Genomic DNA, 26,941 nt, shown 5'->3' with positions numbered 1-26,941 from the left:
TGCGGACAGGCTTGTCCGCGTTACATAATACGGGGACAAGGATGTCCCATGGCAGTTTAGCTTTCGGACAAAGAAGTCCGAAAGAGCGTTTCGCTTAAAATGACGCCATTGGAGATGAGGGCTGGTTAGACCCCTACTGCAATAATGCTCCAAAACAGCCAAAACAAAAGCGGCTATACTTCAGAAAGTATAGCCGCTCCAAAAAATCTTAAAATAAAAAATTAAATTGGCTTTGCCTTTTCCTTTAACCAGGCCAACTCGTCTTCGCGTAGGTGCGGACCGAGTTTCTCTACAACCTGCTGGTGGTACTCGTTCAGCCACTGTATCTGGTGTGCCTCTAACAGCTCTTTCTTAACCGGCGTTGTATCGATCAGGGCCATTGTCAGGTGCTCAAAGGTGTAGAACTCGGCAAATTCGTTTGATTCATCCTTCACGGTCAGCACCAGGTTCTCGATACGGATGCCGTGCTTGCCTTCGCGGTAAATGCCTGGCTCTACAGAGGAGATCATGCCCAGTTCCAGTGGCACATCGGTTGGTGTCGGGTTAAGCACATGCGGGCCTTCGTGCACGTTCAGGAAGAAACCTACGCCGTGCCCTGTTCCGTGGCCATAATTGAGGGCATGGTCCCAGAGCGGCTTGCGGGTAATGGCATCGATCTGGTAGCCTTTCGTACCTTTCGGGTAGCGTGCCGTTGAACCGTCTATCATGCCTTTCAGCACCAGGGTATAATCTATACTTTCCTCTTCGGTAAGGTTACCCAGCGATACCACACGGGTAATATCGGTGGTGCCGGAAGTATACTGTCCGCCGGAATCTACCAGGAACAATCCGTCTGGCTGCAATTCCACGTCGCTTTCTTCCGTTACCCTGTAGTGTGGCAAAGCACCGTGCGCTTTATAACCAGAGATCGTGTCAAAGCTTTCGCCTACAAATCCCTCCTGCTCGGCACGGAACTCACGCACCTTATCCACTACTGTCAGCTCTGTGATCCTGGTCTTGCCAATATTCTCTTCCAGCCATTTAAAGAAACGGGTAAGCGCCACACCGTCTTTGATCATGGTCTGGCGGGTGTGCTCCGCCTCTACCTCATTTTTTTGTGCCTTAAAGAAAGTTGTAGGGTTTGTATCCTGTACCACACGCACTTCTTTTGGCAACAGTTTGTAAAGGGCGTAACAATTACGGCGAGGGTCAATCAAGATGCTGTCGGCAGGTATGGCTGAAACAGCACGTTCTATCATGTCATAGGTTTCCAGTTCTACGCCTGCTGCCTGTAGTTTCTGCTGGTCCTTTTCTGATAACTTGGCGGCATCGATAAACAGCATGGCCTTATCCTGACTGATAAGAGCGAAGCAAAGCACAACCGGGTTGCACTTTACATCAGCGCCACGCACATTGAACAGCCACGCCAGGTCGTCCAGCGAAGAGATCAGGTGGTAATCGGCCCTTTTCTTTTTAAGAGCGGCTCTCAGCCTTTCCAGTTTGCTCTCCAGCGATTCACCTACAACTTCCTCCCCTATCAGGAAGGCAGCTTCATTAGGAAGGTCCGGGCGGTCTTGCCAGATCGGGTCCAGGTAATCGCGGTCGCTGTTTATGTTAATGCCAAGCGGCGAAAGTTCAGCTTCGAGCAGTTGGGCCAGGCTAACCGAGATCAGTTTGGCATCATACGCCACAGTGGCTCCTGCCGGCAAACGTTCTCCTAACCAGCCAATATACTCCGGGGCGTTCTGCACTTTCAGTTTTGCCAGCTCAAACCCGGTGCCCTCCAGTTGCTCGTTTGCCTGTACAAAGTAGCGGGCATCCGTCCAGAGGTGTGCGGTATCCTGGGTTATTACCAGCGTGCCGGCCGAGCCTGTAAAGCCCGATGCAAAGGCAATGCATTTATATCTATCAGGAACATACTCACTTATGTGCGGATCTGCTGATGGAATGATGTAGGCACTCACGCCCTCGCCTTTCATTTGGCTACGGATGGCGGCTAATCTTTCTTTGTAGGTCATGTATGAATAGTTTTATCTGTTCAGGGCAAATTAATTAAAAAAGGGAAGAAAGCCTTATACGTATCAAGATTAGCCCAGGGCTCAACAAAATTTAGCAAAATAGTATAATCGGTTTGGCTCTAATGCGAGGTTTTTACGACATTTGTAAGTATAACCCAGTTTAATTGCACCAACCCAACCACGCCTACACCTCACCAAGCAGACTTGAAAGTATAATTCACGCTTCAGCTTTATTTATTTTTGATCTATGCCTTGTAACCTCAGCTATTTACACCGCATGTCTGGCGGCGATAAAAATTTTGTTGCGGAGATGATACGGCTGTTCTTAAAACAGGCCCCGCACGAACTCCTGAAACTGCAGCAGGCATTGGCAGATGAGAACGTGGAGGCGGTAAGACAAACTGTACACAAGCTTAAGTCGTCGGTGGCCATGATCGGGGCCGAACGCATGGTTTCTAAGCTAAAGCAAATGGAATCTCAGCTGGCTGCAGGGGACGATTGTATGGTATTTTGGGAGGCTTTTAATATACTGGAAAAAGAATTTACAGAAGTTAAGAAAGAGCTGGAACCAATGCTGCAATAATATCTATTGTGTGCAAACAGCCTGTTGCATGATATAAAGCTATACACATGAAGATCCTGATTGTTGAGGATGATGAAATGATCCTGCGCGCCCTGGAATTCAGGTTAAAAAAAGAAAGTTATGAGGTCTGGATCGCCAGAACCGGGAAAGAGGCCTTGGACCTGATAAGGTCGGAGAGATTTAACCTGGTGATAACCGACCTGATGCTGCCCTTTGTAATGGGAATGGAGCTTTTATCGCATATAAAGGCAAACCACCAGAACGTTCCGGTAATTGTGTTGTCTGGGGCAGATGAGGAGAGCACGGTGATGGATGCCTTTAAACTGGGCGCCGATGACTTTATTGCCAAACCCTTCAGCCCCGGTGAGTTGTCTTTGCGTGTAAAAAGGCTTTTAGTTCGTCAGCCATACCTCGGATGAAGCGCCTGATGGCCCCCGCTTTTAAGCTTTGGGCATTCTCCCTTTTACTTCTGGCAGGATTTTCTGCTAACGCGCAGCAAAGTATAATCCCGGATGCATTGTTGCAACAGGCGCAGGCGGCTGCAAAGGCTGGCAAGTATAACCTAAGCCGCAACCTTGCACAACAGGTGCTGCATGCTGCCCCCGCTTATGCCGACGCGGCCATACTTATCGGGAACACCTATGCCTGGGAGCAAAAGTATGACTCGGCCCAGTTGGTGCTCAGACCTTTGCTGACCACTGCTCCACACAACGCGGAAGTATACCTGGCTTTGGCTAAAGTGTACCTCTGGTCAGGTCAGAACCCGGAAACCGTGCTCGATTATACCAGCCGTGGCTTAGCCATTGCGCCGGAATCCCTGGAACTGAAAGAGTATAAAATAAGAGCCCTGGCAGAACTGCAAAAGTATAAGGATGCCTACAATCTGCTCGAAACCATACCTGCACAGGAGGCGATTTACCCCACTCTAAAGAAATTACTGGATAATCAAGCTCTTGTAAACCGCATCCGGACCGAGTATCAGCTCATCAGTTTTGATAAGGACTTCGATAGCTGGCACCAGACATCTCTGGAATACAGCCGGCAAATGAAATCCGGAAGTATAGCAGGTCGGCTAAACTATGCAAACCGCTTTGAGCAGAATGCCATGCAGTTTGAGGCAGACTACTGGCCAAAACTGAATGAGACAACATATTTGTATGTAAACGCCGGCCTTTCCAATAGCAAGTTGTTCCCGGATTACCGTGCCGGGCTTGAGGTGTACCGCAAATTGCCGGGCAGCACGGAGGTTTCGGCTGGTGGCAGAGCGTTGGTATACACAGGGCAAACAGTATGGCTGTATACAGGGCACATAGGAAAATACTTCCAAAAGTACTGGGTATCCTTCAGGCCATTTGTTCAGCAAAGCAACGGAGAGCTGCAAACAACAGGTATACTGCTAATCAGGAGATACCTGAAAAACCCTGAAACGCATGTAACTCTCACCCTGGCCAAAGGCAGTACTCCTTCCACTATTATTGGTTTACAGGAGATCAGCAGACTTGATGCAAGCCGGATCGGGCTGGAAGGCAATTTCAGGTTGGGCAGCAGTTTTTACTGGAACGCGCTGGTGCAGTATGAGTACGAGGAATTTGCTGAAAACACCTTCCGCAACCGCCTAACCACGGGAGTATCTTTACAATACAGGTTTAAGTGATGAGCATTTCTGTTATGGACATACTAGGAAAGTTCGTGGCTACCAATGACAAGTTGATAAGGTTTAACTTATACTTGTCGGCTGGGTTTGTGGGGGTTACCCTGAGCTTGTTTGTGTTCATACTTCTTAGCAGGCTGCGCGATGGTTTCCGGTATGCAAGGCGAAAAAAAGCAGAGCAGGAAATTCAAAGCTTCCTGACTGCCTACATTTTTGAAGACCTGACAGATGATGAAAGTATAGACGCCTTTGCAAAGCAATACATAACCAGTGCAGGGAAGCGGCAGATCGTACTGGAGAATATTGTTTCGCTTCACAAGAACCTTATCGGGGAGTCGTCGGATAAACTTCGGGGGCTGTACCAGCAACTGGGCCTGCAGAAGTACTGCAAACAGAAGCTCTTTTCCGGCTCCTGGCATGTGGTGGCCAAAGGCATCAGTGAGCTGGCCGACATGGGCATCCATAAAAAAAGTGAGCTTATCCGCACATTCATCAACCACCCAAACCCCACCCTACGGTCAGAGGCGCAGGTGGCATTGCTCAAACTAAAATCGGATGCACCGTTTTCTTTTCTGGATGACCTGAAAGAACCGCTGCTTGACTGGCAACAGCTGCAACTGGCAAGGGCCGCCTACAAGTCTCAGTTTCTAAGTATACCAAATTTTGAGCGCTGGCTGCACAGCAACGAGGAAAGTATAGTGGTGTTCTGCCTTCGGATGATCGCGTTTTATGGTCAGCACAGTGCTTCTAAAGCTATTGTTAAATTGCTGCTGCACCCATCAGACAGGGTGCGTGAGGAAGCCGTTTCCACGCTGCGGCAACTGGAACACTTCGATGCGGTGCCGGCACTGATAAGTATGTTCACAAACGAGAGCACAGATATACAGTTAGAGATTCTCAAAGCCTTGCCAGCAATCGGCGATCATCACAGCTTGCCGTTTTTTGAGAAAGTGCTGGACATGGAAAACAGGCGCCTGCAACTGGCAGCCGCCAGGGCTATGTGCCAGAGCGGGCAGGAAGGCCGCAACAGAATTATGGCCATCAAAAATGATCCGGAACACGCGTTGCAGCAATTAGCGGCAACAGCTTTAAGCTATAGGGTATGATAACTGAAATAATGGGCCAGTATATCAGCTACACAGCTATATTTTTCAACTATCTCATATTGGTGTATGCCCTCGCCATCAGCCTGAGCTATGTTATTTTAGCAGTCATGTCGGGCAGGGCCATGGTAAAGTATAAAAAGCGGAACAGCTTCGTGGATTACCGCACCATACTTGCCTCCCAGTTTTCTCCTTCAGTGTCGCTGATTGCCCCGGCCTACAACGAGTCTATGACGATCGTGGACAACGTACGCTCACTGCTGGCGCTGCATTACAACAATTACGAAGTGATCATTGTAAACGACGGCAGCAAAGACAATACCCTGGCCCTACTGATCGAAGCCTATGAACTTGAAAAGATAGACCTCTTACCCGATGACCGCATCAAGACAAAACCTGTGCGGGGCATCTATAAAGCCAAAAACCCTGCTTACCACAAACTGGTGGTAGTAGATAAGGAAAACGGCGGTAAGGCCGATGCCCTGAATGTGGGCATCAATGTATCCTCGAACAAGCTCATCGCCTGCATCGACGTTGACTGTGTACTGGAATCGGATTCTTTGCTGAAACTGGTGAAGCCCTTTATGGAGGAAAAAGAGAAAGTGATTGCCACCGGTGGAGTTATCCGGATTGCCAACTCTTGTGTGGTGGAAGACGGCAGGCTGATCAAAGTAGACGTTCCGGACAATTTTATTCCGAGGGTGCAGGTGCTGGAGTATTTCAGGGCTTTTCTGATGGGCCGTATGGCCTGGGCACACGTGAACGGCCTGCTGCTGATATCCGGTGCGTTTGGCATGTTTGATAAAGCCACCGTAATAAAGGCCGGAGGCTACAACCACAACACCGTGGGCGAAGACATGGAGTTGTTGGTACGAATGCGCCGCATGCTCTACGATGAAAAAGTACCCTGCAAAGTGGCCTTCATCCCCGACCCGCTCTGCTGGACCGAAGCACCTCAGACATGGGACATCCTGAAAAAACAACGCAATCGCTGGACCCGTGGCACAGCCGAAACGCTCATGATGCACCGCAAAATGATCCTGAACAGGCGCTATGGTATACTTGGCCTGGTTAGCCTGCCCATGTGGGTGTTGTTTGAGTGGATGGCCCCTTTGATCGAGTTCTTCGGGCTGCTGTTCTTTTTTATACTGGTTATACTTGGCTATGCCAATTGGCTATACTTCTTCTCTTTTCTGGGCCTGGTCTATACTTTTGCCATTATGGTGTCTGTGTTCGCCATTTTGTTTGAAGAGCGTTCTTACCAGCAATATAAACGCCCCAAACACATGCTGAAGCTTGTTGTAACAGCCCTTTTAGAGCCCATACTGTATCATCCGGTAACGGTGTGGTCAGCCGTTAAAGGCAACTACGACCTGATAACGGGCAAAAAAAGCTGGGGCGAGATGACACGGGCCGGCTTTGCGCAAAAGAAAACCTGATTCTATGCACTCAATTGCTTCAAGGGGCTTGCTCTATACTTATATATAAAGCAAGCCCTTTGAAGTATAAGCGCATTTGCCGCTTACTTATAAACCTTGATGATCTGCCCCGTGCCCATACCTTCTATACTTTTAACATAAGCGTTTACCACCCGCTCCATAGGCACGGCATTGTGCCCCGGAAAATAATCCCCGATTGCCTCCATGGAGTCTTCCACTATGCCGGGGCTTACTGCGTTTATCCGGATACCCTGCCGGAGCAACTCCCCTGCTGCCCCAATCACAAAACCATTCACGGCGCCGTTCACAGTACTCAGCACAGCCCCCATGGCTATCGGGTCCTCGGCAAGTATACCTGTGGTCAGGGTAATACTTCCGCCAGGGTTCAGGTACTTTTGCCCGATCAGCGCCAGGTTAATCTGCCCCATCATCTTGCTCCTGAACCCCTGATAAAAATGCTCCTCGGTCAGGTCGGTTAGTGGGCCCATGGGTGCGCTGCCAGCTGCGGCCACAATTGCATCTACCTTACCAACTTTTTCGAAAAGCTCCTCTATAGAACGCACGTTGGTCATGTCAAACTGTACGTCCCCGCTTTTAGAGCCTGCTGTTACCAGTTCATGCTTTTCCTGCAGGCGCCAGGTTATTCGTTTGCCAATTGTGCCGGTTGCTCCTACCAGTAGTATCTTCATAGTATGTTAGCTTTATTATATGCACTTATACTTCCTACCCGGTATTTTAAATAAGGTTTAGGCTCTGGCATAGCACAACAGGTAGCAAAGCAAAACCGGAAAGCATCCAATAGTGCAATTATTCACTTTGTTTAACCTGATCAAATACCCTTGGCAGTAGAGAATTGCAGGCATTTGGCATACTTAAGAAGTATAATATGCAAAAACCAACACCCTAGTAGCACTAATCTAATTAAAAAGAGATTACCTTGCATGTTAAGTATGACTTTTTATAGTTGTCTATAAATTTTTCAACGAATGTAACCCCTGTGTTAAATTTTTCGTAGCGCGGCGATTGCTAATTAAAAATTAATTTGTAGATTGTATCTGTAGTTTAAAGGTTATCATTATGGAATACAATATCATCGTTGCCCCTGATCTTGAAGTACTGGCAACAAAAGTAGCAGGTTTTATACCAATGGGTTGGAAGTTAAAAGGCGGCATTCTGGAGCATCTGGATGGGTATGCTCAACAGCTGGTCCGTTACCCTGGTGATGTTGTATCCCGCACAAACCGTAAACCTGTCGCAAAAAGCAGAAGAACGAAATGGATTGAATAATCAGGCCATTTAAGATATTAAAGCCAAAGGTTAAGAGCCGCTTCGCTGGTAGAACAAAACTGCCAAAGAAGCGGCTTCTTTATTTTATACTTTCCCCAGATATTCCTGCCCCCTCTTTTTTATAATCAGTAATTAGCCCCCTCTCCTGGTTCAATTCCACGAGCCAACAAAAGCCACATTACCCTTTCAAAAACAGACAGTTAATATTAATTCATCAGAATATTTTACAAATTCAGCATCTTTTTTAGCCAACAATAGTATATATGGCTGAATTAATTTATGCACCTGAACAGAGAGGCGCATACCTGTACGCCTGCTTTGTTCAGCCAGCCGTGTATGGCTAACAACACCCTTAATATGCAATCATGAAAAAGATTCTTTGCTATTTCCTGCTTATCTTCTTGGCAACATCCTGCATAACGAAGAAAGAGTTGGTTTACATGCAAAACGAAAGACTCAAGACGAACACACCAACAAACTTCACAACCCCGTACAAAGAGTATCAGCTGCAGCCAAACGACGTACTTTCTATAAAGGTGCTGAGTGTGCAGCCGGAGCTTACGAACCAGTTCAACATCATAGATCCTAATAACGCTTTTGGCCTTACCAGCCCCAGCAGCTTGTTTCTGAGCGGCTACTCTATTGACAAGGATGGTAATATCAAGTTACCCTTAATCGGTGAGATAAAAGTAGCGGGCATGTCATTGGACCAGGCAAGCGATCTGATACAGCGAAGCCTGGACAGATACGTGAACGATGCCACGGTGGTGGTAAAGCTTATAAGCTTTAAATTCAGTGTATTGGGAGAGGTTCGTAACCCTGGGTACTACTTTGTGTATAATGAACAAGCAAACCTTTTGGAGGCACTGAGCATGGCCGGCGACCTGACACAGGGGGCTAACAGGGAAAACCTGAAACTGATCAGACAAAAACCCGGCGGTACTGAGGTGGTATTACTCGACCTCAAAGACCCGAACCTCGTACAATCTCAGTACTACTTCCTTAAACCGAATGATGTGATTTATGTGGAGCCGCGTAAAACACAGATCAAACGAGACAACCTGATTGTGGTAAGCACTGTGCTGGGCGTACTCTCTACGGTTGGTTTAATTTTAAATTTCGTGAACATACAATGAGAAAACCAAATAAAGAGCATGAAATAGACCTACGAAGCTGGCTATTTAAGTTCAGATCAAGATGGTATTTGTTTGTGGCATTTACATTGATTGCGCTTGCCGCAGCCTACGTGTATGTAAAAAGCTCTGAACGGATCTACGCCTTCCACTCTACCCTGCTGCTCGGCGACCAGCAGACAGGATCTAAAAAAGCGCAGGAACTGCTTGAGTTGCTGCATGTCCAGGACAAGGGTATTAAAGTGGAAGACGAGATAGGCTTGCTCACGTCAGCTGACATGGTAAAATCTGCGCTGCAGAGACTTGATTTCTCTACTTCCTACTACATGGTGCCGGACCATTGGCTGAATACAGGTTTCGACCTGATAAAAGAAGAACAATTTGAAAATACGCCTTACACCGTAGAATTAGATACTACTGCCCCGCAACTGGTAGATGTTCCTTTTGAAGTGAAGATATTGAATGACAAAGAGTACGAACTCACTATAGAAGGAGAAAACGTGCCACGTTACCACTTCGGACGCCACAAGGTGCTGGGATACGTGCCTTACATTAACTTTACCAAGGTGCTGAAGTTCGGGGAGCCATATGTCGACAAAAATATACACATTACCCTGAACCGTACCAAAGCCCAGAGCGCTGCCAAACCAGCCAAGAAACATTACTTTATACTAAACAGCCTGGACAGCCAGGTTGGTCAGCGCCTGGCATCGCTTTACATTGCCCCAATCGAGCGCGACTCGCGGGTTTTGCGCCTGAGCACCGAAGGCACCATCCCTGATAAGGAAATGCTTTTCCTGAACACCCTGATGGATGTGTACGTTGCCCGTGACCTGGAAGAGAAAAATACAAACGGCCGCAAAACGCTGGAGTTCATCGACAACCAGATCGCTTCGTTAACGGATTCGCTCAGACAAAGCAAGCAGGCACTATCGTCTTTCCGGTCAGCTAACAGGATCTCTAATATTGATGCGCAGGCAAACAGTACTTATGAGCGTTTGTCTCAGTTGGAGATTGAAAAAGCAAAGCTGAACACAGACAAGCAGTACTACCAGGCTATCCTGGACGAAATAGAGAACAACAAAGGGTTTACCGAGGCAGTTTCTCCGGCAGTGGCTGGTGTATCGAACCCGATTCTGGCAAACCTGTTCCTGGAACTTTCGGAGCTTAACAAGCAGAAAGCCGGTTACAAGGCCAGTGCCACGCAGATAAACCCCATGCTGAAAGAGGTGGACGGGAAAATTGCAAGTATACGCAGCGCCATCGTAGCCAACCTTAAAAACCTGATCAATTCTGCCAATATTTCTATCCGGGAAACAGAGAGGAGAATTGCCACCCTGGAAAACACGCTGGCAAGGCAGCCTGAACACGAACGCAGGTTAGCTGACTTAAAAGGTCAGGCCGATTTCATAGACAAGAAGTATGATTTCCTTCAGGAGAAAAGAGCCGAGGCAGCCATCTCGCTGGCAACCAACACCACCGACAAAAAGGTAGTGGACCGTGCGTCTTTCTGGGGTGCGGGGCCTGTAAACGTGAAGCCTAACATGATCTACCTGCTTGCACTTTTGCTTGGCTTGGCCATACCTGCAGGCTTTATCGTGCTCCTGGAAAACGTGGACAATACCATTCAGGGCAAAAACGACATCAGTGCCATTACCAACATTCCGTTTCTGGGCGTAATTGCGCATGGTTCGAAATCTGATAAGCTGGCTGTGCAGAACAACCCTAAATCTGCCATAGCAGAGTCGTTCAGGTCCATACGCATTAACCTGCAGTACCTGATGGCTGACACTGACTTCAAAGTTGTCGGGGTTACTTCTTCTATCTCCGGCGAGGGAAAAACCTTTTGTTCTGTAAACCTAAGCTGCGAGTTCGCAACAGCAGGCAAACGCACCATCCTGATTGAGTCTGATATGCGTAAGCCTACTTTCGGCAAGTACTTTAAGGTAAACGATGAGATTGGCCTGTCAACTTACCTGAACCAGGATGTGCCATTGGAGGACGTTATCCAGAAAACCAGCAACGAGAACCTGGATATTATCCCGTGCGGCCCTATCCCGGAAAATGCCCTGCATCTTTTGGAGACGCCGCGCATGCAAAAACTGGTGGCGCAACTCAGGTCCAAGTATGATTACATCGTGATCGACACTCCTCCTATTGGTTATGTATCAGAGTACTTTATACTTATGAAGCACATGGATACAAACATTTATGTGGTGAAGCACAAGTATACCAACAAGGATTTGCTAAACCAGGTAAATGAGCTGTACGCCGCCAAAAAGATCAGGAACATACACATTGTGATCAACGATCTGAACTTTGACAAAACCTACGAGTATGGCTACAAGCGCAAAGCCAGCTATTACTACGTCTGATCAATAAAAAAGCATTCTTAACAGTCGGGACGGCAGGTGCAGCAAACCTGGCTGCATGCCTCCTGCTGTGCTATTACAAACAATATGAGTAAAAATATAGCCTCTAAGGCCGTCAGCGGACTAAAGTGGGGGTCTGCATCTACTGTGGCAAACGCTGTGATGCAGATCGGCTATACTTCGGCTATGGCCCGCCTGCTTACCCCGGAGGCTTTTGGTCTAGTTGCCATCTCCAGCGTTATACTTCGCTTTGGTGCCTACTTCGCCAACATGGGCCTTACCAAGGCTGTGATACAAAAAGAGCAGCTGGAGCCGCAGCACATCAGGGCAGCTTTTACAGCATCGCTGCTTCTGGGCCTGTTGTTTACTGGCATTACCTGGCTGCTGGCACCTGTAGCGGCAAACTTTTTTAATAACCCCGAAGTAACGCCCATTGTGCAGGTAATGGCGCTGGCATTTTTTATAAACGGCACATCAGCCACAGCGCTTGCCCTGCTCGAGCGCGACATGCGCTTCAAGGCCCTTAGTGTAATCGAAACCCTATCTTATGTAGTGTCTTATTTGGGTGTGGGTATCGTGCTGGCATACCTTGGGTTTGGGGTATGGAGCTTGATCTATGCCACGCTTACACAGGCCGTGCTGATGGGAATTGGGGCCTATGCACTGGCAAGGCATAACGTAGTACTGCAGCCACACTGGGCTCCCTATAAACCTTTGTTCAGTTACGGTAGCCGTATGTCCTTTATTAGTTTCTTGGAGTTTCTGAGCCAGGAGTTCGGCACCATACTAATAGGCAGGGTGCTGGGGTCTCATAAACTGGGTTTATACAACCGTGCGTATATGCTGGTTAACCTGCCTATGTACATGCTCACGCGCACGTTCACCAAGGTAATTTTCCCCAGCTTCAGTAAAATCCAGAACGATATAAAACGGCTTGGCAACATGTACCTTTCAAGTATAACGTTGCTGGCCGCTATCGTGCTGCCTGTTTGCCTGGGCATGTCGGCGGCTGCCCCTGAGCTGGTGCGTATACTTTTGGGCGAACAGTGGGGCGGTTCCGTGCCTGTGCTGCAGGTTTTGTGCGTGGCCGTTGCCCTTAGCTTTATAACCATGTTTGCCGGTATCGTTTGCGATGCGTTGGCCGTACTTAATGCTAAGATCATCCTGAACATAGTGTTCATATGCATCATCGGCGCTTTGTTCTATCAGCTCCGGGAATTCGGGTTGGTAGGGTTTGCCTTTGCCATGCTGATCGGGGAGCTTGTGCGTATGGTAATGTACCAGCGTGTAATGCACAAGGTGCTCAAGTTACCATACAGGCAGCAACTGTCCATCTACCTTCCGGGGTTAACAAACGGAGTGTTGGTGGCCGCAGGCATATACCTGGTTAGCACACTGCTCCGTAATGCCGAGGCACCCGTAATGGTAACGTTTGCTGCCCAGATCGCCACAGGAGGCATCTTACTGCTGGTGCTCACCCTGCTTTTCCCGCACCGCTTACTGCGGACAGAACTGCAGATGCTGTTGGCAAAATTAGGATTCAACGGCGAAGGCACCAGCACGAGCAGCCGACTGATTCAAAAGTATAAACTTCACATTTTAAAGGAAGCTCAGCCATAGCAAACAGCTTTCCATAAAAGACTGATATAAAATTATGACTATAGGAGTTTGCGGACCGATTGATTTGACGCTGTTGGATTGGGAGTTAAAAGACCAAAACTTTCCGGAAACGAATGCATTTCCCCTTCCTACACATTTTATAAATGCCCTGTTACAACGAGGCTTTAATGTGGTGGCTTATACCAATTCGCCTTTCATAAAAGAGCCCCTCGTATTTACTGGCAAGCATCTGAAAGTATGCGTTGCGCCACAGAAGCCTCAGGCTGGCCGTCGCTTTTTTCAGTATGAGGTCAACGCGATCACAAAGCAGATGCAGGAGCATCCGTGTGACTTTATAAGTGCCTTCTGGTCGTATGAGTATGGATGGGCCTCTTTGCGCAGCGGTATACCATATGTTGTCAGCCTGCACGATGTGGCCTTGCAGATATTGCTGCAGCACCGGGATATTTTCAGGCTGGTGCGCTGGGCGATCAATTATATCGTGGTTTCTAAAAGCAAGTACCTGATCGCAAACTCCAGTTATACTTATAACCTGCTCGACAGGGGCACGCAGCGCAAGACCAGAATCATAAACAACTTCTACCCAACCGAACTGGAGGAACGCTTGAGCGTGCCGTTGCAGAAGCAGCATTATATGGTATCAGTGGGTATGGGATTCTCGAACCGGAAAAATATCAGCACCGCCCTGCATGCCTTTGCCTTGATCAGAAAGAAACACCCTGAACTGGAGTACCACTTGATCGGGGCTGGCATGGAGCCAGATGGCCCGGCGCAGCAATATGCACGGGCAAATGGTATAGAGGCCGGTGTAAAGTTTTTGGGTGTGCAGCCATATGATGTTGTTTTGCATGAGATAAGCCACGCAAAAGTGTTGCTGCACCCTGCCCGGGAAGAGTCTTTTGGCATGGTGTTGCTGGAAGCCATGATTGCCCGAACACCGGTGATCGGCGGCAGCAAAAGCGGTTATGTACCAACCTTGCTCGATAAAGGCAAGGCCGGCTTGCTCTGCAACATCAATTCTCCTGAGGCCATGGCAGAAAACGTGTTCCGGCTGTTAGAGGATGAGGAGTTTACCAGGTCCCTAGTGCAACAGGCCTATATTTTCGCCAAAAGCAATTACTCGGAAGAGGTCATCCTCAAACAGCACCTGGAATATTATGCCAGGATACTGGGGAAGCCGCTGCTACCAGAAAGTAAGGTAGAGAATGTGGAAGTTGTAAAAAGCACCATGCGTGCCTAACTAACGCGAATATGAAGGTAAATTATACTTTCCTGTTTATCATACCCATGGCCCTGATCATGTTAATGGACCAGATGTTCATAGAACTCCTGGTTCCCAATGACCCGAATGGCCAGGCGTTGCTCCAGAACATGCTGTTAAAAGGTATGGCTGGTGTATCGTTGGTATACTGCATGCTGTTTTTTAACCGTATGTCAAAATACATGCGGTTTGCCTTTTTCATGCTTCTGCTCTACATCGCAGCGCTTGTATTTGAATCCAAGTATGTGTACAACAGCTTTATGGTGTACCCGCACGTGTTTGTAAAGGTACTGATCTTTACCTTCACCTTTTTTATCTATACTTATTATAAAGGCAACTACTACCTGAAAACCAGGCATGTTGTATGGTTTATACTTTTTGGGTTCTGGTTAAACGTATTACTGATCAATCCGCACACCTTAAGTATATCTGCATTCACCAACCATGAGCGTGGGGTATACTCCAACTCCGTGTACATGCTGGTAGTACCATTTTTATTCTTCCTCAGCAACTACTTTTACAACAGTAAGTTCTCCAGCCTGTTCTGGTCGTTTTTCGTGTTCTTTGCCATATTCTTTTTCCAGCACCGTACCGTCTGGATCTCAACAGCATTCGTGCTGGCAGTATACTATATCCTGATTCAGTTCAAGACGGACAAACCCATTAACTTTTTGTCAAAACTTTTGCCAATCGGTACGCTGGTAGGCGTGCTTTCGGTAATTGCCAGTGGGTTTATACTTTCCATTCACCCCGAGATTATTGAAAAGGTGCAGGAAAGCTTCTCTGATATCCAGAACTTTGAGAGCCAGGGTACCGGCGGCTGGCGATACCAGCAGTGGCTTTCTTACCTGCCGTTCATACAGGAAAATCTGATATTTGGAATGCGCTTCGAGGGCTTTGAGTTGCCTATTCAGTTTTACCGCGATGACATCGATGCCCCTGTTTTTGAGGACGGAAACGGACACCACTTCCATAGTTTTTATGTGGAGGTTTTATTTTACACCGGCTTGATCGGCATGGCACTTTACCTGCTGATCAGTGTGTACCCCATTGTAAAGGCTTTTGCTTCCAGAGTGCTCACAATCAACCAGATCATACTTGTTGCCTTTATCAGCAGCGGCTTTATTTTCGGTATCTCGTATGTACTGCCAGTGTTCTTTTACGGGGTACTGGGCTGGGCCATTGCCGCCATAGAGGAAGAAAGAGTTAAGTACACCACTTTTGTGCGTGCCTCTGGCATGCGTATGAAAGCAAAACGCACGGGTAGCCCCAAACTTCAGGCTCAGCTTTAGTTTGGCAAAACCCCATCCGGCAAATAGTAGTACAATCCTATATAACCCTTATTGATGTATGAGTAATTCTACTACTCCTAACGAACCATTGCACACCCCGGTGTTGCTGATCATATTTAACAGAGCCAATACCACACAACAAGTATTTGACCGCATCAGGCAGGTAAAACCCAGAAAGCTTTACGTTGCCGCCGATGGTCCGCGCCCACACGTGCCCACCGATGCCGCTCGCTGCGCCGAAACCCGCCGCATTGTAGAGCAGGTTGACTGGGACTGTGAGGTAAAGACGCTTTTCCAGGAACAGAACCTAGGGTGTGGCGTTGCCCCGTCGCGGTCCATTACCTGGCTTTTTGAGCATGAGGAAACAGGAATTATACTTGAAGATGACTGTGTGCCTTCCAAAAGCTTTTTCTGGTATTGCCAGGAGGTCCTGGAAAAGTATAAGCACGACACCCGGATCATGCATGTGAGCGGGAACAACTACCTGAATGGCTGGCGCCGCGACAACGACTACTCTTATTACTTCTCCGACAAGGTGAACAGTTGGGGATGGGCTACCTGGCGCCGTGCCTGGCAACTGTACGATTTCAACATAACCAGGTACCCCGAACTGAAGCAGAAAGGCTATCTCAATGGCATTTTCCTTAATAAGTTTGAAGAGAAGTATAGGCTCAGCAAACTGGACCAAACATTTGATAACCTGAAGAAAGGTGATGTCTGGGACTACCAGTGGGAGTTTACCGTGTACAGCAACTCGGGCCTCTGCATTGTTCCGGAAGTAAACCTGGTGCGCAACATCGGGTTTGGAGAAGACGCCACGCACACGTTTAACCTTCACGATAAAAAGGCCAAAGTATACGAACAGGAAATAGAGTTGCCGCTGCGCCACCCGGCTTTCGTGATCCGGGATATCGAGTCTGACAAGCGCAATTTCAACTATATGATGCGCGACAAAGTAAGCGCTAAGCTAAAGGCCTTGTTCAACTTTAGCCTCTAACACACCCTTACCATGAAATTACTAATATCTGCATACGCCTGTGAGCCGAACCGGGGCACCGAACTGGGCAATGGCTGGAACTGGACCCTAAGTATGGCCAAACTCGGCCATGACGTATGGTGCCTGACTACCGTGGAGGGCCGGGCAAGTATAGAGAAAGAAGTGGCCGCGCTTAACATGCCTAACCTGCACATCGTGTTTGTAGAAGTGCCTAAACTGATAGACAAACTTTTCGAATACCATTTGGGTTTTTATCCGCATTACTTATACTGGCAGCAGCAGGCATATAAAAAAGCGCTTGCTCTGGATAAGGACGTAAATTTTGACCTGATGCACCATGTTACAGTAGGCAGTCTGCAACTTGGCACTGCCTTGTGGCGCCTGAACAAGCCGCTGATATTTGGCCCGGCCGGTGGCGGACAGGAAGCGCCTAAGGCCTTTAAAAAGTATTTTTTTGGCTGGTGGAGAACCGAGATGCTTCGCTCCTGGATAAGCAAGCTATTGCTAACGTTTAACCCTGACGTACGCAAAACGCTAAGCCACGCCTCGCTGGTGCTAACTACCAACGAGGACACCTTTAATATGGCACGCGACAACGGTGCGCTGCACCCTAAAATGTTTCTGGATACCAGCCTGCCGGAAAGCTTTTACCCACCGGCTTACCCCGAAAGAAAACCCACAGATGAACTGAAGATACTTTGGGTTGGACGCCTTTTTGCGCGAAAAGGCTTGCCATTGGTGCTGGAGGCATTAGGTAAAGTTAACCCGGAGGTACGTTTCAAACTTACCATACTTGGCGATGGCCAAATGCACGACATGGTGCCGGAGCTTATTCAGAAGTATAAACTACAGGATAAAGTAAACTGGAAAGGCCAGGTACCCTGGGAAGAAGTAAAGCGTGCCTATACAGAAAGTGACCTGTTCATGTTCTGCAGCCTCCGCGACTCTTCCGCAGCCCAGTTTCTGGAAGCCATGGCGTACGGGCTGCCCATACTTACACTTGACCTGCACGGCGGCAAAAACCTCGTGCCCGATAACGCTGGCATTAAGGTTTCCGTAACTACACCTCAGGAAACGGTTGCAAGACTGGCTGATGCCGTGGAACGCCTTTACCAAAACCCTGAGTTGCGTGAACAGATGGGCCGAAACGGATACGCCTTTGCCAGATCACAGACCTGGCCCCTGAAAACGAAGCAAATAAACGAACTATACAACAAGTATACTTTAGCAGATACTGAAGCACTCAGTGTCATTAATTAGCCCTTAATACAATGATTTATATAGTAATACCCGTATTTAACCGCAAGCATTTTACAAAAGAATGCCTTCTTTCCCTTCGCAGACAAACCAATACAGACTTTAAGGTAATTGTTGTGGATGACGGCTCAACAGACGGCACAGCCGATATGCTTCGGGAGGAGTTTCCGGAAGTACACGTATTATTCGGCGACGGTGGCTTGTTCTGGACGGCCAGCGTGAACATGGGAATAAAGTATGCCCTGCAGCAGGGTGCGTCTTACGTCATGACGCTGAACAACGACCTGGAGGCGGCCCCGGACTTTATCGAGAACACCTATAAATGGATGGCTCAGAAGCCGGATGCCATACTGGGAGCCCTGGAAATGGATGCCGCCACCCGCGAACCTGCTTTCGGTGGGGAGATCATTGATTTTAAAGTAAATAAAGTGCGCTACCTGCTCCAGGAACTGCCCAAGGATAAACAGACAGGCATTCATAAAGTATCGCAGTTGCCTGGCCGTGGCCTTCTGATACCTAGGGCCGTTTTCGAGAAGATCGGTTTACTGGACCAGGATAATTTCCCGCATTATGTAGCTGACTATGACTTTACGCACACCGCCCTCCGCAATGGATTTGAGCTATACTGCAACTACGACGCAAAGCTTCATACTTACCCGGAAGAGAGTGGCGAGCGTAAGAACCGGCAATCAAAGTCCATCAAAAACTTTTATAACCACCTGTTCGATATAAAAGGTGGCGGCAACCTGCGCGACTTCACAAGGTTTACATTAAAGAACTGCCCAACCCCATACATTCCATATTATCTCGCCAATGGTTATGCACGGCGAATATTCGGATACCTGCTTAAATGACGCAAGCCCTGTTTCCATACCGTATCAGTTTATACTTTACTGCCCCGAAAGGCAGGCAGAGCAATGCGTTGTGGATTTCGGCAGGCGTTATACTTATGCTGCTTTTATCGGGGCTTGCCTTACTAAAAGCGATGCAGATGTCCCCGCATGCTGCCGAGCAGGGTTTTAACGGTCCGCTGATTATCACGAAAGGCGGCACCTACACTGGAAAGTGGGAATCAAAGGATAGTGATGTACCCGCCGTGGACATACGCACCAAAGAGCCGGTGATCATAGAGAACGCAATCATCAGAGGCGCAGGCCCGCTTATCAGGTCTCAGGGGTATGGCGCCAACATCACTGTCAGGAATACGGAAGGGTACGGGATAACGCCTACACCCTACTCAGACTATAAAAAGCCGCGCCGATTTGTTGCCGTGGATGTTTTCCGGAACGTGGTGGTTGAGAACTGCTACATGCAAAACACGGCCGGCATTTACCTGGGTGTTAATTACGAAGGCGACGGCAGCCCGGCTAATACCATCCGGATCAGGTACAACAAAGTGCGCAACATTGATGGCAGGATCTATAATGGATTGGCAATTGTGCAGTTTGTGCAGTTTAATTACCGTGGCGAGGTGCCGCACGCCGAGATAGCCTGGAATGAGGTGATCAACGAGCCGAATAACTCAGCTGTTGAGGACAATATCAACATCTATAATTCCAGGGGCACTGCCTCCTCCCCTATCCTCATCCACAACAATTACATTCAGGGTGCTTTCCCATTCCCCGCTGACTCGGAAAAGTATACCGGCGGCGGCATTATTACAGACTCCCCCGGCACAGACTCTACTGTGGCAACGGCTTACCTTAAAGTATACGATAATCAACTGGTTGGCCTCGGGAACTATTGCCTGGGCATTGCCGGCGGCAATAACATTGAAATGTATGGGAACAGGGCCATAGTCTCGGCCAAAATGCCGGATGGCACGCAATTGAAGTGCTGGTCTGGTGGGATTTGGGCCAAAGACTATTATAAGATGAACTCCACTTTCAATAACAAGATGCACCACAATGTTTTAGGCACTATGGGGCAAACCGGCACCTGGCGTAACGATATCCTGGACAGCACCTTTGTGGCCGCTGCCACCTATGGCAATGAGATCCTGGAGGGCACCATCACGCTGAACCATGAAAAAGCAGAGCGCGAATTATGGCTTAAAAAGCTCACAAACAACAGGATAACAATAGGCCCGATCACAACAAACACAGTTACTGATAAAGTGATAGATCAATAATAATCACAAAACCTTACTTAAAATTGCATTTACAAGGCCGCTTAAATTAAAAAATAAATATACTCCTATATTTAAGCCAGACTTTGCGATTATTATTTATAGTAAAAAGTTCCTTTATCCTGTGCTTTTTACTATTTCATTCACTAAAAAAATCAATACGTTCACACAGAACCACGCCAAACACCACAATATAACTTTACCAAGCAAACCAACCTTTTTAACAATAAACCGTAGCGCACAAACCCTCCAAATCAAACTACAGTAGCGTTTTTTTCACTAACAAAAAGTATAACTTTACCAACTACGTATAATTTTTTTAATAATTTTCTCAAAAAAATTAGTTAATCTCGAAAATTCCCTCTTATATTTGCAACAACTTATATATGAATCATTTAGCCACACAACCAAAAGGAAAGCAATTGTAGAAAGGGTTTTAGCAATGTCTTAAGGATGCGCCAACTGAATTAAGAATAGTAGCAAAACCAAATTATTAGTAAAATTAAATTTCAACTTTTAGCCAAAGAAGATGAATGTACTAACCTCTTATTCACATAAGAGAGCTAGCCAGGTATTTTTTGCCTTCATGCTCACCTTAGTTACGTGTGTTATTTTTCCAATCTCTAAATCTATTGCCCAAACGTACAGCGCCCCTATTGTAATCAGCAAAGGCGGTACTTACACAGGCAACTGGGAGTCGAGAGACTCTGAAATTCCAGCGGTAGAAATCCGCACAAGCGAGCCGGTAGTCATCGAGAACTCCAATATTCGCGGTGCCGGTTACCTTATCAAAAGCTGGGGCTACTCTGTAAACCTGACCGTGCGTCACACCAAAGGTTACGGCCTGACGCCTACACCTTATGTAAGCTATAAAAAGCCACGCCGTTTTGTTACGGTAAACAACTTCAAGAACGTAGTGATCGAAAACTGCTACATGGAGAGCACCGCCGGTATCTACGTAGGTACCCGTTACGAGGGTAACAACACCAGCGGCAATGCGATCAGAATCCGCTACAACGTTGCCAAGAACATTGACGGCCGTGTGTACGGTGGCACAAAAGAGCACTCACAGTTCGTGCAGTTCAACTTCAGAGGTTCTATTGCTACAGCTGAAGTTGCCTGGAACCAGGTGATCAATGAGGCGGGCAACTCTCTTGTTGAGGACAACATTAACATGTACAACACGCAGGGTGTGCCAGGTTCTCCTATCCGTATTCACAACAACTACATCCAGGGTGCTTACCCTGTTCCTCACACAGCCTCTACAGGCTATTCAGGAGGTGGTATCATCACAGACGGTGACGGTGACATCAGCATTGCACCTGCTCATATTGAGGCGCATAACAACCAGCTGATCAACCTTGGTAACTATTGTATGGGTATTGCAGGAGGTAACAACATCCGCTATCACCACAACAGGGCAATCAACTCTGCCACGTTCAAGGACGGCACTAAGTTCGCGATGTATACTTCGGGCCTTTGGAGCAAGGATTACTACAAGAAGAACACAACCTTCAACAACTCTCTTGACAACAATACAGTGGGCATCACAGCCTGGGGTTATACTAACAACAGAAATGATATCTCAGTAGCTGAAAACGCTTCGTTTACAAACAATACTTTCCTGCCTGCCGGTGCTGTACCAGTAGCTACAGAAGCTGCAGAATACACTCTTTGGACACAGAAACTTCAGCAGAATGGCATCGTGCTTGGCCCTAACGGCTCAGCTGGTACAGTAACTGTTACCAACCAGGCTCCTAACGTATCAATTACTTCTCCTGCCAACGGTGCTTCGTTTACCGCAGGCAACACAATTACCATAACTGCTAACGCAACCGACGCTGACGGCACTGTTACGAGAGTAGAGTATTTCTCAGGTTCAAACAAGATCGGTGAGGCAACTACAGCTCCATTTAGCTTTAACTGGGCCAATGTTTCTGCCGGATCTTATACTTTGACAGCAAAGGCAACTGACGACAAAGGTGCTTCTAAAACTTCTGGTGCCGTATCAATTTCTGTTGCAGCTGCCTCTACATCAACTACAACACCTCCATCAACAGGTACAGGTACAGGCGGCACGGGCAAGATCACGAGAGAGTTCTGGGCTGGCGTTGCCGGCGCGAACATCGCCGACATCCCTGTGACCAAGACGCCTACGAGCGTGACGGAGCTGACCCTGTTCGAGGCGCCTAGCAACGTGGCTGACAACTACGGCCAGCGCATCCGCGGCTTCGTGACGGCCCCTGAGAGCGGCCAGTATACTTTCTGGATCGCCGGCGACAACAGCGCAGAGCTGTGGCTGAGCACCTCAGAGGACCCTGCCAAGAAGGTGAAGCTGGCCTCTGTGAACGGCTGGACCAACCCGCGCGAGTGGACAAAGTACACCACGCAGCAGTCGGTGAAGGTGAGCCTGGAGGCGGGTAAGCGCTATTATATCGAGGCCCTGATGAAGGAAGAGGGCGGCGGAGACAACCTGGCCGTGGGCTGGCAGCTGCCAAGCGGCGCCCAGGAGCGCCCGATCGCAGGAAACAGACTGTCGCAGCTGGGAAGTACTGCTACGACTACGACTCAACCTGCACCTGCTCCAACACCTGCGCCTTCGCCAGCACCAACTACTGGCACGGGCAAGATCACGAGAGAGTTCTGGGCTGGCGTGGCCGGCGCAAACATCGCGGACATCCCTGTGACCAAGACGCCAACGAGCGTGACGGAATTGACCCTGTTCGAGGCGCCTAGCAACGTGGCAGACAACTACGGCCAGCGCATCCGCGGCTTCGTGACGGCCCCTGAGAGCGGCCAGTATACTTTCTGGATCGCCGGCGACAACAGCGCAGAGCTGTGGCTGAGCACCTCAGAGGACCCTGCCAAGAAGGTGAAGCTGGCCTCTGTGAACGGCTGGACCAACCCGCGCGAGTGGACAAAGTACACCACGCAGCAGTCGGTGAAGGTGAGCCTGGAGGCGGGCAAGCGCTACTACATCGAGGCCCTGATGAAGGAAGAGGGCGGCGGAGACAACCTGGCCGTGGGCTGGCAGCTGCCAAGCGGCGCCCAGGAGCGTCCGATCGCAGGCAATAGACTGTCGCAGTTTACTGGTACAACTACTACCACCACAACAACTACGACTACCACCGAAGTGGCTCCAACACCTGCTCCAACAACAACCACGCTTACTACTGGTAAGATCATGCGTGAGTTTTGGGCAAGCGTAAATACTGAAAGCATCAGCCAGCTACCATTGTCAAATAAGCCGACAAGCGTAACAGAGCTGACAAGCCTGGAGACTCCTAGCAATATCGGAGACAACTATGGTCAGCGTATCCGCGGTTATATTGTGGCTCCTGAAAACGGTCAGTATACTTTCTGGATCGCCGGTGACAACAATGCCGAGCTGTGGCTGAGCACCTCAGAGGATCCTGCCAAAAAGGTGAAACTGGCTTACGTAAATGGCTGGACCAACCCACGCGAGTATACAAAGTATGCCACACAGCAGTCGGTGAAAGTTACTTTAGAGGCTGGTAAAGCATACTACCTGGAAGTGCTTCATGTAGAAGGCGGTGGCGGTGATAACCTGTCAGTGAGCTGGCAGCTGCCGAGCGGCGCGAAAGAGGCTCCGATTGCAGGTAAGCATCTTGCACCTTTCTCAGACGTGTTAACAGCAAGCGCCTCGTCTAATACTGTTAGTGAGGATGTTGAACTGTCGTTTGAAAATACAACTGCTTATCCGAATCCATTTAGAGACATGATCACACTGGATTTCGGTGGCAAAGAAGTTAAACTACAGCGTGTAGTGCTGGTAAACCAGGCAGGTAAAGTTGTTTATGAGGAGAAAGGCAACCTTGATCTGACCAACAGCAAACTTGAGATAAACCTTGGCAACGCCAAAATCAGATCAGGGTTATACTTCCTGACTTACACAGATGCACAAGGTAACACCAACGCTATCAAAGTAATAAAAGAGTAACACAGTACATTCAAATAAGAAAAAAAGCGCCTGTATTTTATGGGCGCTTTTTTCTTTAATACCCGGTTAACACTTACAGGGTCATTTCATTCTAACTTTTACTGGCACGAATCTGTGATCCGTGACACAATATTTCGTTGTGTTTTTAATCCCGCTGGACCAGTCATAGATCACAGCACTGTACCCACGGCCGTTAAGTTCTAAAAATTTTTCCCTTAGTGATGCTTAAAGCTTTAATGTAGTAATACAACGATTCTTCCCTTGAGGGCAGGGCTGTTTCATTCTACATTTTGCTGGCGCGGATCTGTGATCCGTGACTTGTTATATCGTTGGATTTGCAATCCAATTGGGCCAGCCTGCCCCGGGCGCAGTCACGGGGAGGCCCAGCTTTAGTTCGATACGAGTCGTAGATTCGGGACGAGGTGGCTCGCACTATGACAATATCATTTTAGAATGAAACGAGCCTATGTTAACCCAGGCTCTGACTACAAGGGACAAATTTACGCTAGCACTTACCAGCCATGTCTTTCCAGTTAATTTACACTACTGTTACCTCTGGCTGCCAGTTATCAAAAAAAGTATAAAAACCATTTTTAACCAGTGATAGCCAAACACATATAACTATATCAAGATTATCAAAAAACACTAGATTTTACACACAACCAATAAACTAGCTTAAGACAACAGTAAGGCGGCAGCAAGCATGGTACATGATATAACTATACTTAGGACATATAATTTTACCCGGAATTTAACTAAAAATCAGTAGCAATTTTGCCTCCTTTCTTCTTATATTTGTAACAACTTATATGTGAATCAATTAGCCACACAAACAAAAGAATAGCAATCGCAAATAGGTCTTAGCCATATCTTAAGGATGCGCCAACAGAATTAGGATTAAGCGCTGGACTAAAATCAACAAAATTAAACTTCAACTTTTAGCCAAAGAAGATGAATGTTCTAACCTCTTATCCACATAAGAGAGCTAGCCAGGTATTTTTTGCCTTCATGCTCACCTTAGTTACGTGTGTTATTTTTCCAATCTCTAAATCTTTTGCCCAGTCTTATAGTGGGCCGCTGGTCATTACCAAAGGCGGTACTTACACCGGAAACTGGGAGTCCAGGGACTCTGAAGTGCCGGCTGTAGACATCCGCACCAACGAGCCGGTAATTATCGAGAACTCCAACATTCGCGGTGCCGGTTACCTTATCAAAAGCTGGGGCCATTCTGTAAACCTGACCGTGCGCCACACCAAAGGTTATGGCCTTACCCCTACTCCGTATGTTAGCTATAAAAAGCCGCGCCGCTTTGTTACCGTAAATAACTTCAAGAACGTGGTGATTGAAAATTGCTACATGGAGAGCACCGCCGGTATCTACGTAGGCACTCGCTATGAGGGCAATGGCTCATCGGGCAACACGATCAAGATTCGTTACAACGTTGCCAAGAACATTGACGGCCGCGTTTATGGCGGGGCAAAAGAACACTCCCAGTTTGTGCAGTTTAATTACCGCAATGTAGCCCCTGGCGTAGAAGTTGCCTGGAACCAGGTGATCAATGAGGCGGGCAACTCTCTTGTTGAGGACAACATTAACATCTACAACACAAAGGGTGCTGCAGGCAATGTGATCAAGATCCATAACAACTATATTCAGGGTGCTTACCCTGTTCCTCACACAGCCTCTACAGGCTATTCAGGAGGTGGTATCATCACTGACGGTGACGGTGACATCAGCATTGCCCCTGCTTATATTGAGGCGCATAACAACCAACTGATCAACCTTGGAAACTACTCGATGGGCATAGCTGGCGGCAACAATGTACGCTATCACCATAACAGGGCAATCAACTCTGCCACGTTCAAGGACGGCACCAAGTTCGCGATGTATACTTCGGGCCTGTGGAGCAAAGACTACTACAAGAAGAACACCACCTTCAACAACTCTGTAGACAACAACACGGTGGGTATCACGGCATGGGGCTACAACAACAGCCGAAACGATATTTCGGTGGCAGAGGACGCCTCCTTCCTGAACAATACCTTTTTACCGGGAGGAGCCGTATCTGTGGCCACAGAAGCCGCTGAATATACTCTTTGGACGCAGAAACTACAGCAGAATGGCATCGTGCTTGGCCCTAACGGCTCGGCAGGATCGGTAACTACACCGCCTGCAACAAGCACACCGCCTGCTCCTGCACAAAACGAGGCTCCTGTTATTAGTATAACATCACCAAAAGCAGATGCCACACTTACAGCTGGTAAAGCCATTGCCATAACAGTTAATGCGACAGATGCCGATGGTAAAATAGCCAAAGTTGAGTTTTTCTCAGGTTCTACGAAATTAGGCGAGGCTACCAATGCCCCTTATACTTTTAGCTGGACTGGTGCCTCCGCCGGCTCTTATAGCCTGACCGCTAAAGCCACAGATGATAAAGGCGCTGCTAAAACGTCTGCTGCCGTTTCGATAACTGTTTCGGCAGGCAACACTGCCGGAACAACGCCTCCCCCCTCTTCAGGAACTGGTGGTGGCGCTGCCGGAGGAAATACAGGAGGCGCTACGGGTGGTACAATTGGCACCACGGAACCAGGCATGTCGTTTGAGAGCAGGACGGCATACCCTAACCCGTTCAACGATTTGGTGGTGTTAGATTTCTCTGCCAAAAAGATGGAGCTGCAGCGTGTTGTAGTAAAGAACCAGACGGGTAAGATAGTATACGAAGAGAAAGGCAGCCTGAAACTGACAAACGACAGGCTGGAGCTTAACCTCTCGGACCTGGACCTGAAGAGTGGCCTCTATGTGATAACTTACACCGACACGCAGGGTAATTCCGAGAACATCCGAGTGATAAAGAAATAAA

The 26,941-nt window shown here is 48.1% G+C and carries 19 protein-coding genes; 17 read left to right on the top strand and 2 right to left on the bottom strand.

Annotated features, from left to right (window positions below):
• Nucleotides 1-221: 221 nt before the first annotated feature.
• Nucleotides 222-1,997, bottom strand: a complete 1,776-nt coding sequence (locus AC4BAP_RS15995; protein ID WP_490583677.1) for an aminopeptidase P family protein — start codon at nucleotides 1,995-1,997, stop codon at nucleotides 222-224.
• A gap of 247 nt (nucleotides 1,998-2,244) precedes the next feature.
• On the opposite strand from AC4BAP_RS15995, the gene AC4BAP_RS15990 reads away from it, so the two are divergent.
• Genes AC4BAP_RS15990 through AC4BAP_RS15970 form a run of 5 tightly spaced genes read left to right on the top strand, consistent with a single transcriptional unit; the run spans nucleotide 2,245 to nucleotide 6,773 of the window.
• Nucleotides 2,245-2,580, top strand: coding sequence for an Hpt domain-containing protein (locus tag AC4BAP_RS15990; protein WP_490583676.1), 336 nt, complete (start codon nucleotides 2,245-2,247; stop codon nucleotides 2,578-2,580).
• A gap of 47 nt (nucleotides 2,581-2,627) precedes the next feature.
• Complete coding sequence (locus AC4BAP_RS15985) at nucleotides 2,628-2,999, top strand: response regulator transcription factor (RefSeq protein ID WP_490583675.1); 372 nt, start codon at nucleotides 2,628-2,630, stop codon at nucleotides 2,997-2,999.
• Entirely contained in the window at nucleotides 2,996-4,234 is a 1,239-nt protein-coding gene (locus tag AC4BAP_RS15980) for a YaiO family outer membrane beta-barrel protein (RefSeq protein ID WP_490583674.1), read from the top strand. Before AC4BAP_RS15985 ends, AC4BAP_RS15980 begins: the two co-directional genes overlap by 4 nt.
• A complete protein-coding gene (locus tag AC4BAP_RS15975; protein ID WP_490583673.1) occupies nucleotides 4,234-5,337 on the top strand; it encodes a HEAT repeat domain-containing protein in 1,104 nt (367 codons plus the stop codon). Before AC4BAP_RS15980 ends, AC4BAP_RS15975 begins: the two co-directional genes overlap by 1 nt.
• Complete coding sequence (locus AC4BAP_RS15970; protein ID WP_490583672.1) at nucleotides 5,334-6,773, top strand: glycosyltransferase family 2 protein; 1,440 nt, start codon at nucleotides 5,334-5,336, stop codon at nucleotides 6,771-6,773. Before AC4BAP_RS15975 ends, AC4BAP_RS15970 begins: the two co-directional genes overlap by 4 nt.
• An 83-nt stretch (nucleotides 6,774-6,856) precedes the next feature.
• On the opposite strand, the gene AC4BAP_RS15965 is transcribed toward AC4BAP_RS15970, so the two are convergent.
• Nucleotides 6,857-7,462: a short chain dehydrogenase gene (locus tag AC4BAP_RS15965; protein ID WP_490583671.1), complete on the bottom strand. Its 606-nt coding sequence runs from the start codon at nucleotides 7,460-7,462 to the stop codon at nucleotides 6,857-6,859.
• 388 nt (nucleotides 7,463-7,850) lie between these two features.
• Here AC4BAP_RS15965 and AC4BAP_RS15960 point away from each other — a divergent pair, with 388 nt between their 5' ends.
• From AC4BAP_RS15960 to AC4BAP_RS15905, 12 genes are all read left to right on the top strand, one after another.
• Nucleotides 7,851-8,060 carry a hypothetical protein gene (locus tag AC4BAP_RS15960; RefSeq protein ID WP_490583670.1) on the top strand — a complete coding sequence of 70 codons (210 nt, stop codon included), beginning with the start codon at nucleotides 7,851-7,853 and terminating at the stop codon, nucleotides 8,058-8,060.
• Nucleotides 8,061-8,425: 365 nt separating this feature from the next.
• A complete protein-coding gene (locus AC4BAP_RS15955) occupies nucleotides 8,426-9,196 on the top strand; it encodes a polysaccharide biosynthesis/export family protein (RefSeq protein WP_490583669.1) in 771 nt (256 codons plus the stop codon).
• The gene (locus tag AC4BAP_RS15950; protein WP_490583668.1) at nucleotides 9,193-11,568 is read left to right on the top strand and encodes an exopolysaccharide transport family protein; all 2,376 of its coding nucleotides are present in this window, start codon (nucleotides 9,193-9,195) and stop codon (nucleotides 11,566-11,568) included. The genes AC4BAP_RS15955 and AC4BAP_RS15950 overlap by 4 nt, the downstream gene beginning before the upstream one ends.
• An 84-nt stretch (nucleotides 11,569-11,652) precedes the next feature.
• A complete protein-coding gene (locus tag AC4BAP_RS15945; RefSeq protein ID WP_490583667.1) occupies nucleotides 11,653-13,185 on the top strand; it encodes a lipopolysaccharide biosynthesis protein in 1,533 nt (510 codons plus the stop codon).
• Between the two features lie 34 nt (nucleotides 13,186-13,219).
• Nucleotides 13,220-14,425 carry a glycosyltransferase family 4 protein gene (locus tag AC4BAP_RS15940; protein ID WP_490583666.1) on the top strand — a complete coding sequence of 402 codons (1,206 nt, stop codon included), beginning with the start codon at nucleotides 13,220-13,222 and terminating at the stop codon, nucleotides 14,423-14,425.
• Between the two features lie 11 nt (nucleotides 14,426-14,436).
• Complete coding sequence (locus tag AC4BAP_RS15935) at nucleotides 14,437-15,738, top strand: O-antigen ligase family protein (RefSeq protein WP_490583665.1); 1,302 nt, start codon at nucleotides 14,437-14,439, stop codon at nucleotides 15,736-15,738.
• Between the two features lie 58 nt (nucleotides 15,739-15,796).
• Nucleotides 15,797-16,735 (top strand): nucleotide-diphospho-sugar transferase, encoded by a 939-nt coding sequence (locus tag AC4BAP_RS15930; RefSeq protein WP_490583664.1) that lies wholly within the window; start codon nucleotides 15,797-15,799, stop codon nucleotides 16,733-16,735.
• Between the two features lie 12 nt (nucleotides 16,736-16,747).
• Nucleotides 16,748-17,995 carry a glycosyltransferase family 4 protein gene (locus AC4BAP_RS15925; protein ID WP_490583663.1) on the top strand — a complete coding sequence of 416 codons (1,248 nt, stop codon included), beginning with the start codon at nucleotides 16,748-16,750 and terminating at the stop codon, nucleotides 17,993-17,995.
• A gap of 11 nt (nucleotides 17,996-18,006) precedes the next feature.
• Nucleotides 18,007-18,846, top strand: a complete 840-nt coding sequence (locus AC4BAP_RS15920; RefSeq protein ID WP_490583662.1) for a glycosyltransferase family 2 protein — start codon at nucleotides 18,007-18,009, stop codon at nucleotides 18,844-18,846.
• Entirely contained in the window at nucleotides 18,843-20,123 is a 1,281-nt protein-coding gene (locus AC4BAP_RS15915) for a glycosyl hydrolase (RefSeq protein WP_490583661.1), read from the top strand. The genes AC4BAP_RS15920 and AC4BAP_RS15915 overlap by 4 nt, the downstream gene beginning before the upstream one ends.
• 583 nt (nucleotides 20,124-20,706) lie before the next feature.
• The gene (locus AC4BAP_RS15910; protein ID WP_490583660.1) at nucleotides 20,707-24,081 is read left to right on the top strand and encodes a PA14 domain-containing protein; all 3,375 of its coding nucleotides are present in this window, start codon (nucleotides 20,707-20,709) and stop codon (nucleotides 24,079-24,081) included.
• Nucleotides 24,082-25,089: 1,008 nt separating this feature from the next.
• Nucleotides 25,090-26,940 carry an Ig-like domain-containing protein gene (locus tag AC4BAP_RS15905; protein ID WP_490583659.1) on the top strand — a complete coding sequence of 617 codons (1,851 nt, stop codon included), beginning with the start codon at nucleotides 25,090-25,092 and terminating at the stop codon, nucleotides 26,938-26,940.
• Nucleotide 26,941 lies beyond the last annotated feature (1 nt).

It is taken from the genome of Pontibacter sp. GD7 (assembly GCF_058216375.1).
This window is presented reverse-complemented; position numbering and strand designations above follow the sequence as displayed.

Excerpts from the sequence above, each read along its gene's own strand:
- AC4BAP_RS15930 (WP_490583664.1), top strand. The coding sequence starts at position 15,797 with ATGAGTAATTCTACTACTCCTAACGAACCATTGCACACCCCGGTGTTG.
- AC4BAP_RS15935 (WP_490583665.1), top strand. The coding sequence starts at position 14,437 with ATGAAGGTAAATTATACTTTCCTGTTTATCATACCCATGGCCCTGATC.
- AC4BAP_RS15940 (WP_490583666.1), top strand. The coding sequence starts at position 13,220 with ATGACTATAGGAGTTTGCGGACCGATTGATTTGACGCTGTTGGATTGG.
- AC4BAP_RS15955 (WP_490583669.1), top strand. The coding sequence starts at position 8,426 with ATGAAAAAGATTCTTTGCTATTTCCTGCTTATCTTCTTGGCAACATCC.
- AC4BAP_RS15920 (WP_490583662.1), top strand. The coding sequence starts at position 18,007 with ATGATTTATATAGTAATACCCGTATTTAACCGCAAGCATTTTACAAAA.
- AC4BAP_RS15965 (WP_490583671.1), bottom strand. The coding sequence starts at position 7,462 with ATGAAGATACTACTGGTAGGAGCAACCGGCACAATTGGCAAACGAATA.
- AC4BAP_RS15950 (WP_490583668.1), top strand. The coding sequence starts at position 9,193 with ATGAGAAAACCAAATAAAGAGCATGAAATAGACCTACGAAGCTGGCTA.
- AC4BAP_RS15980 (WP_490583674.1), top strand. The coding sequence starts at position 2,996 with ATGAAGCGCCTGATGGCCCCCGCTTTTAAGCTTTGGGCATTCTCCCTT.
- AC4BAP_RS15925 (WP_490583663.1), top strand. The coding sequence starts at position 16,748 with ATGAAATTACTAATATCTGCATACGCCTGTGAGCCGAACCGGGGCACC.
- AC4BAP_RS15995 (WP_490583677.1), bottom strand. The coding sequence starts at position 1,997 with ATGACCTACAAAGAAAGATTAGCCGCCATCCGTAGCCAAATGAAAGGC.
- AC4BAP_RS15910 (WP_490583660.1), top strand. The coding sequence starts at position 20,707 with ATGCTCACCTTAGTTACGTGTGTTATTTTTCCAATCTCTAAATCTATT.
- AC4BAP_RS15945 (WP_490583667.1), top strand. The coding sequence starts at position 11,653 with ATGAGTAAAAATATAGCCTCTAAGGCCGTCAGCGGACTAAAGTGGGGG.
- AC4BAP_RS15975 (WP_490583673.1), top strand. The coding sequence starts at position 4,234 with ATGAGCATTTCTGTTATGGACATACTAGGAAAGTTCGTGGCTACCAAT.
- AC4BAP_RS15915 (WP_490583661.1), top strand. The coding sequence starts at position 18,843 with ATGACGCAAGCCCTGTTTCCATACCGTATCAGTTTATACTTTACTGCC.
- AC4BAP_RS15905 (WP_490583659.1), top strand. The coding sequence starts at position 25,090 with ATGCTCACCTTAGTTACGTGTGTTATTTTTCCAATCTCTAAATCTTTT.
- AC4BAP_RS15970 (WP_490583672.1), top strand. The coding sequence starts at position 5,334 with ATGATAACTGAAATAATGGGCCAGTATATCAGCTACACAGCTATATTT.
- AC4BAP_RS15960 (WP_490583670.1), top strand. The coding sequence starts at position 7,851 with ATGGAATACAATATCATCGTTGCCCCTGATCTTGAAGTACTGGCAACA.
- AC4BAP_RS15990 (WP_490583676.1), top strand. The coding sequence starts at position 2,245 with ATGCCTTGTAACCTCAGCTATTTACACCGCATGTCTGGCGGCGATAAA.
- AC4BAP_RS15985 (WP_490583675.1), top strand. The coding sequence starts at position 2,628 with ATGAAGATCCTGATTGTTGAGGATGATGAAATGATCCTGCGCGCCCTG.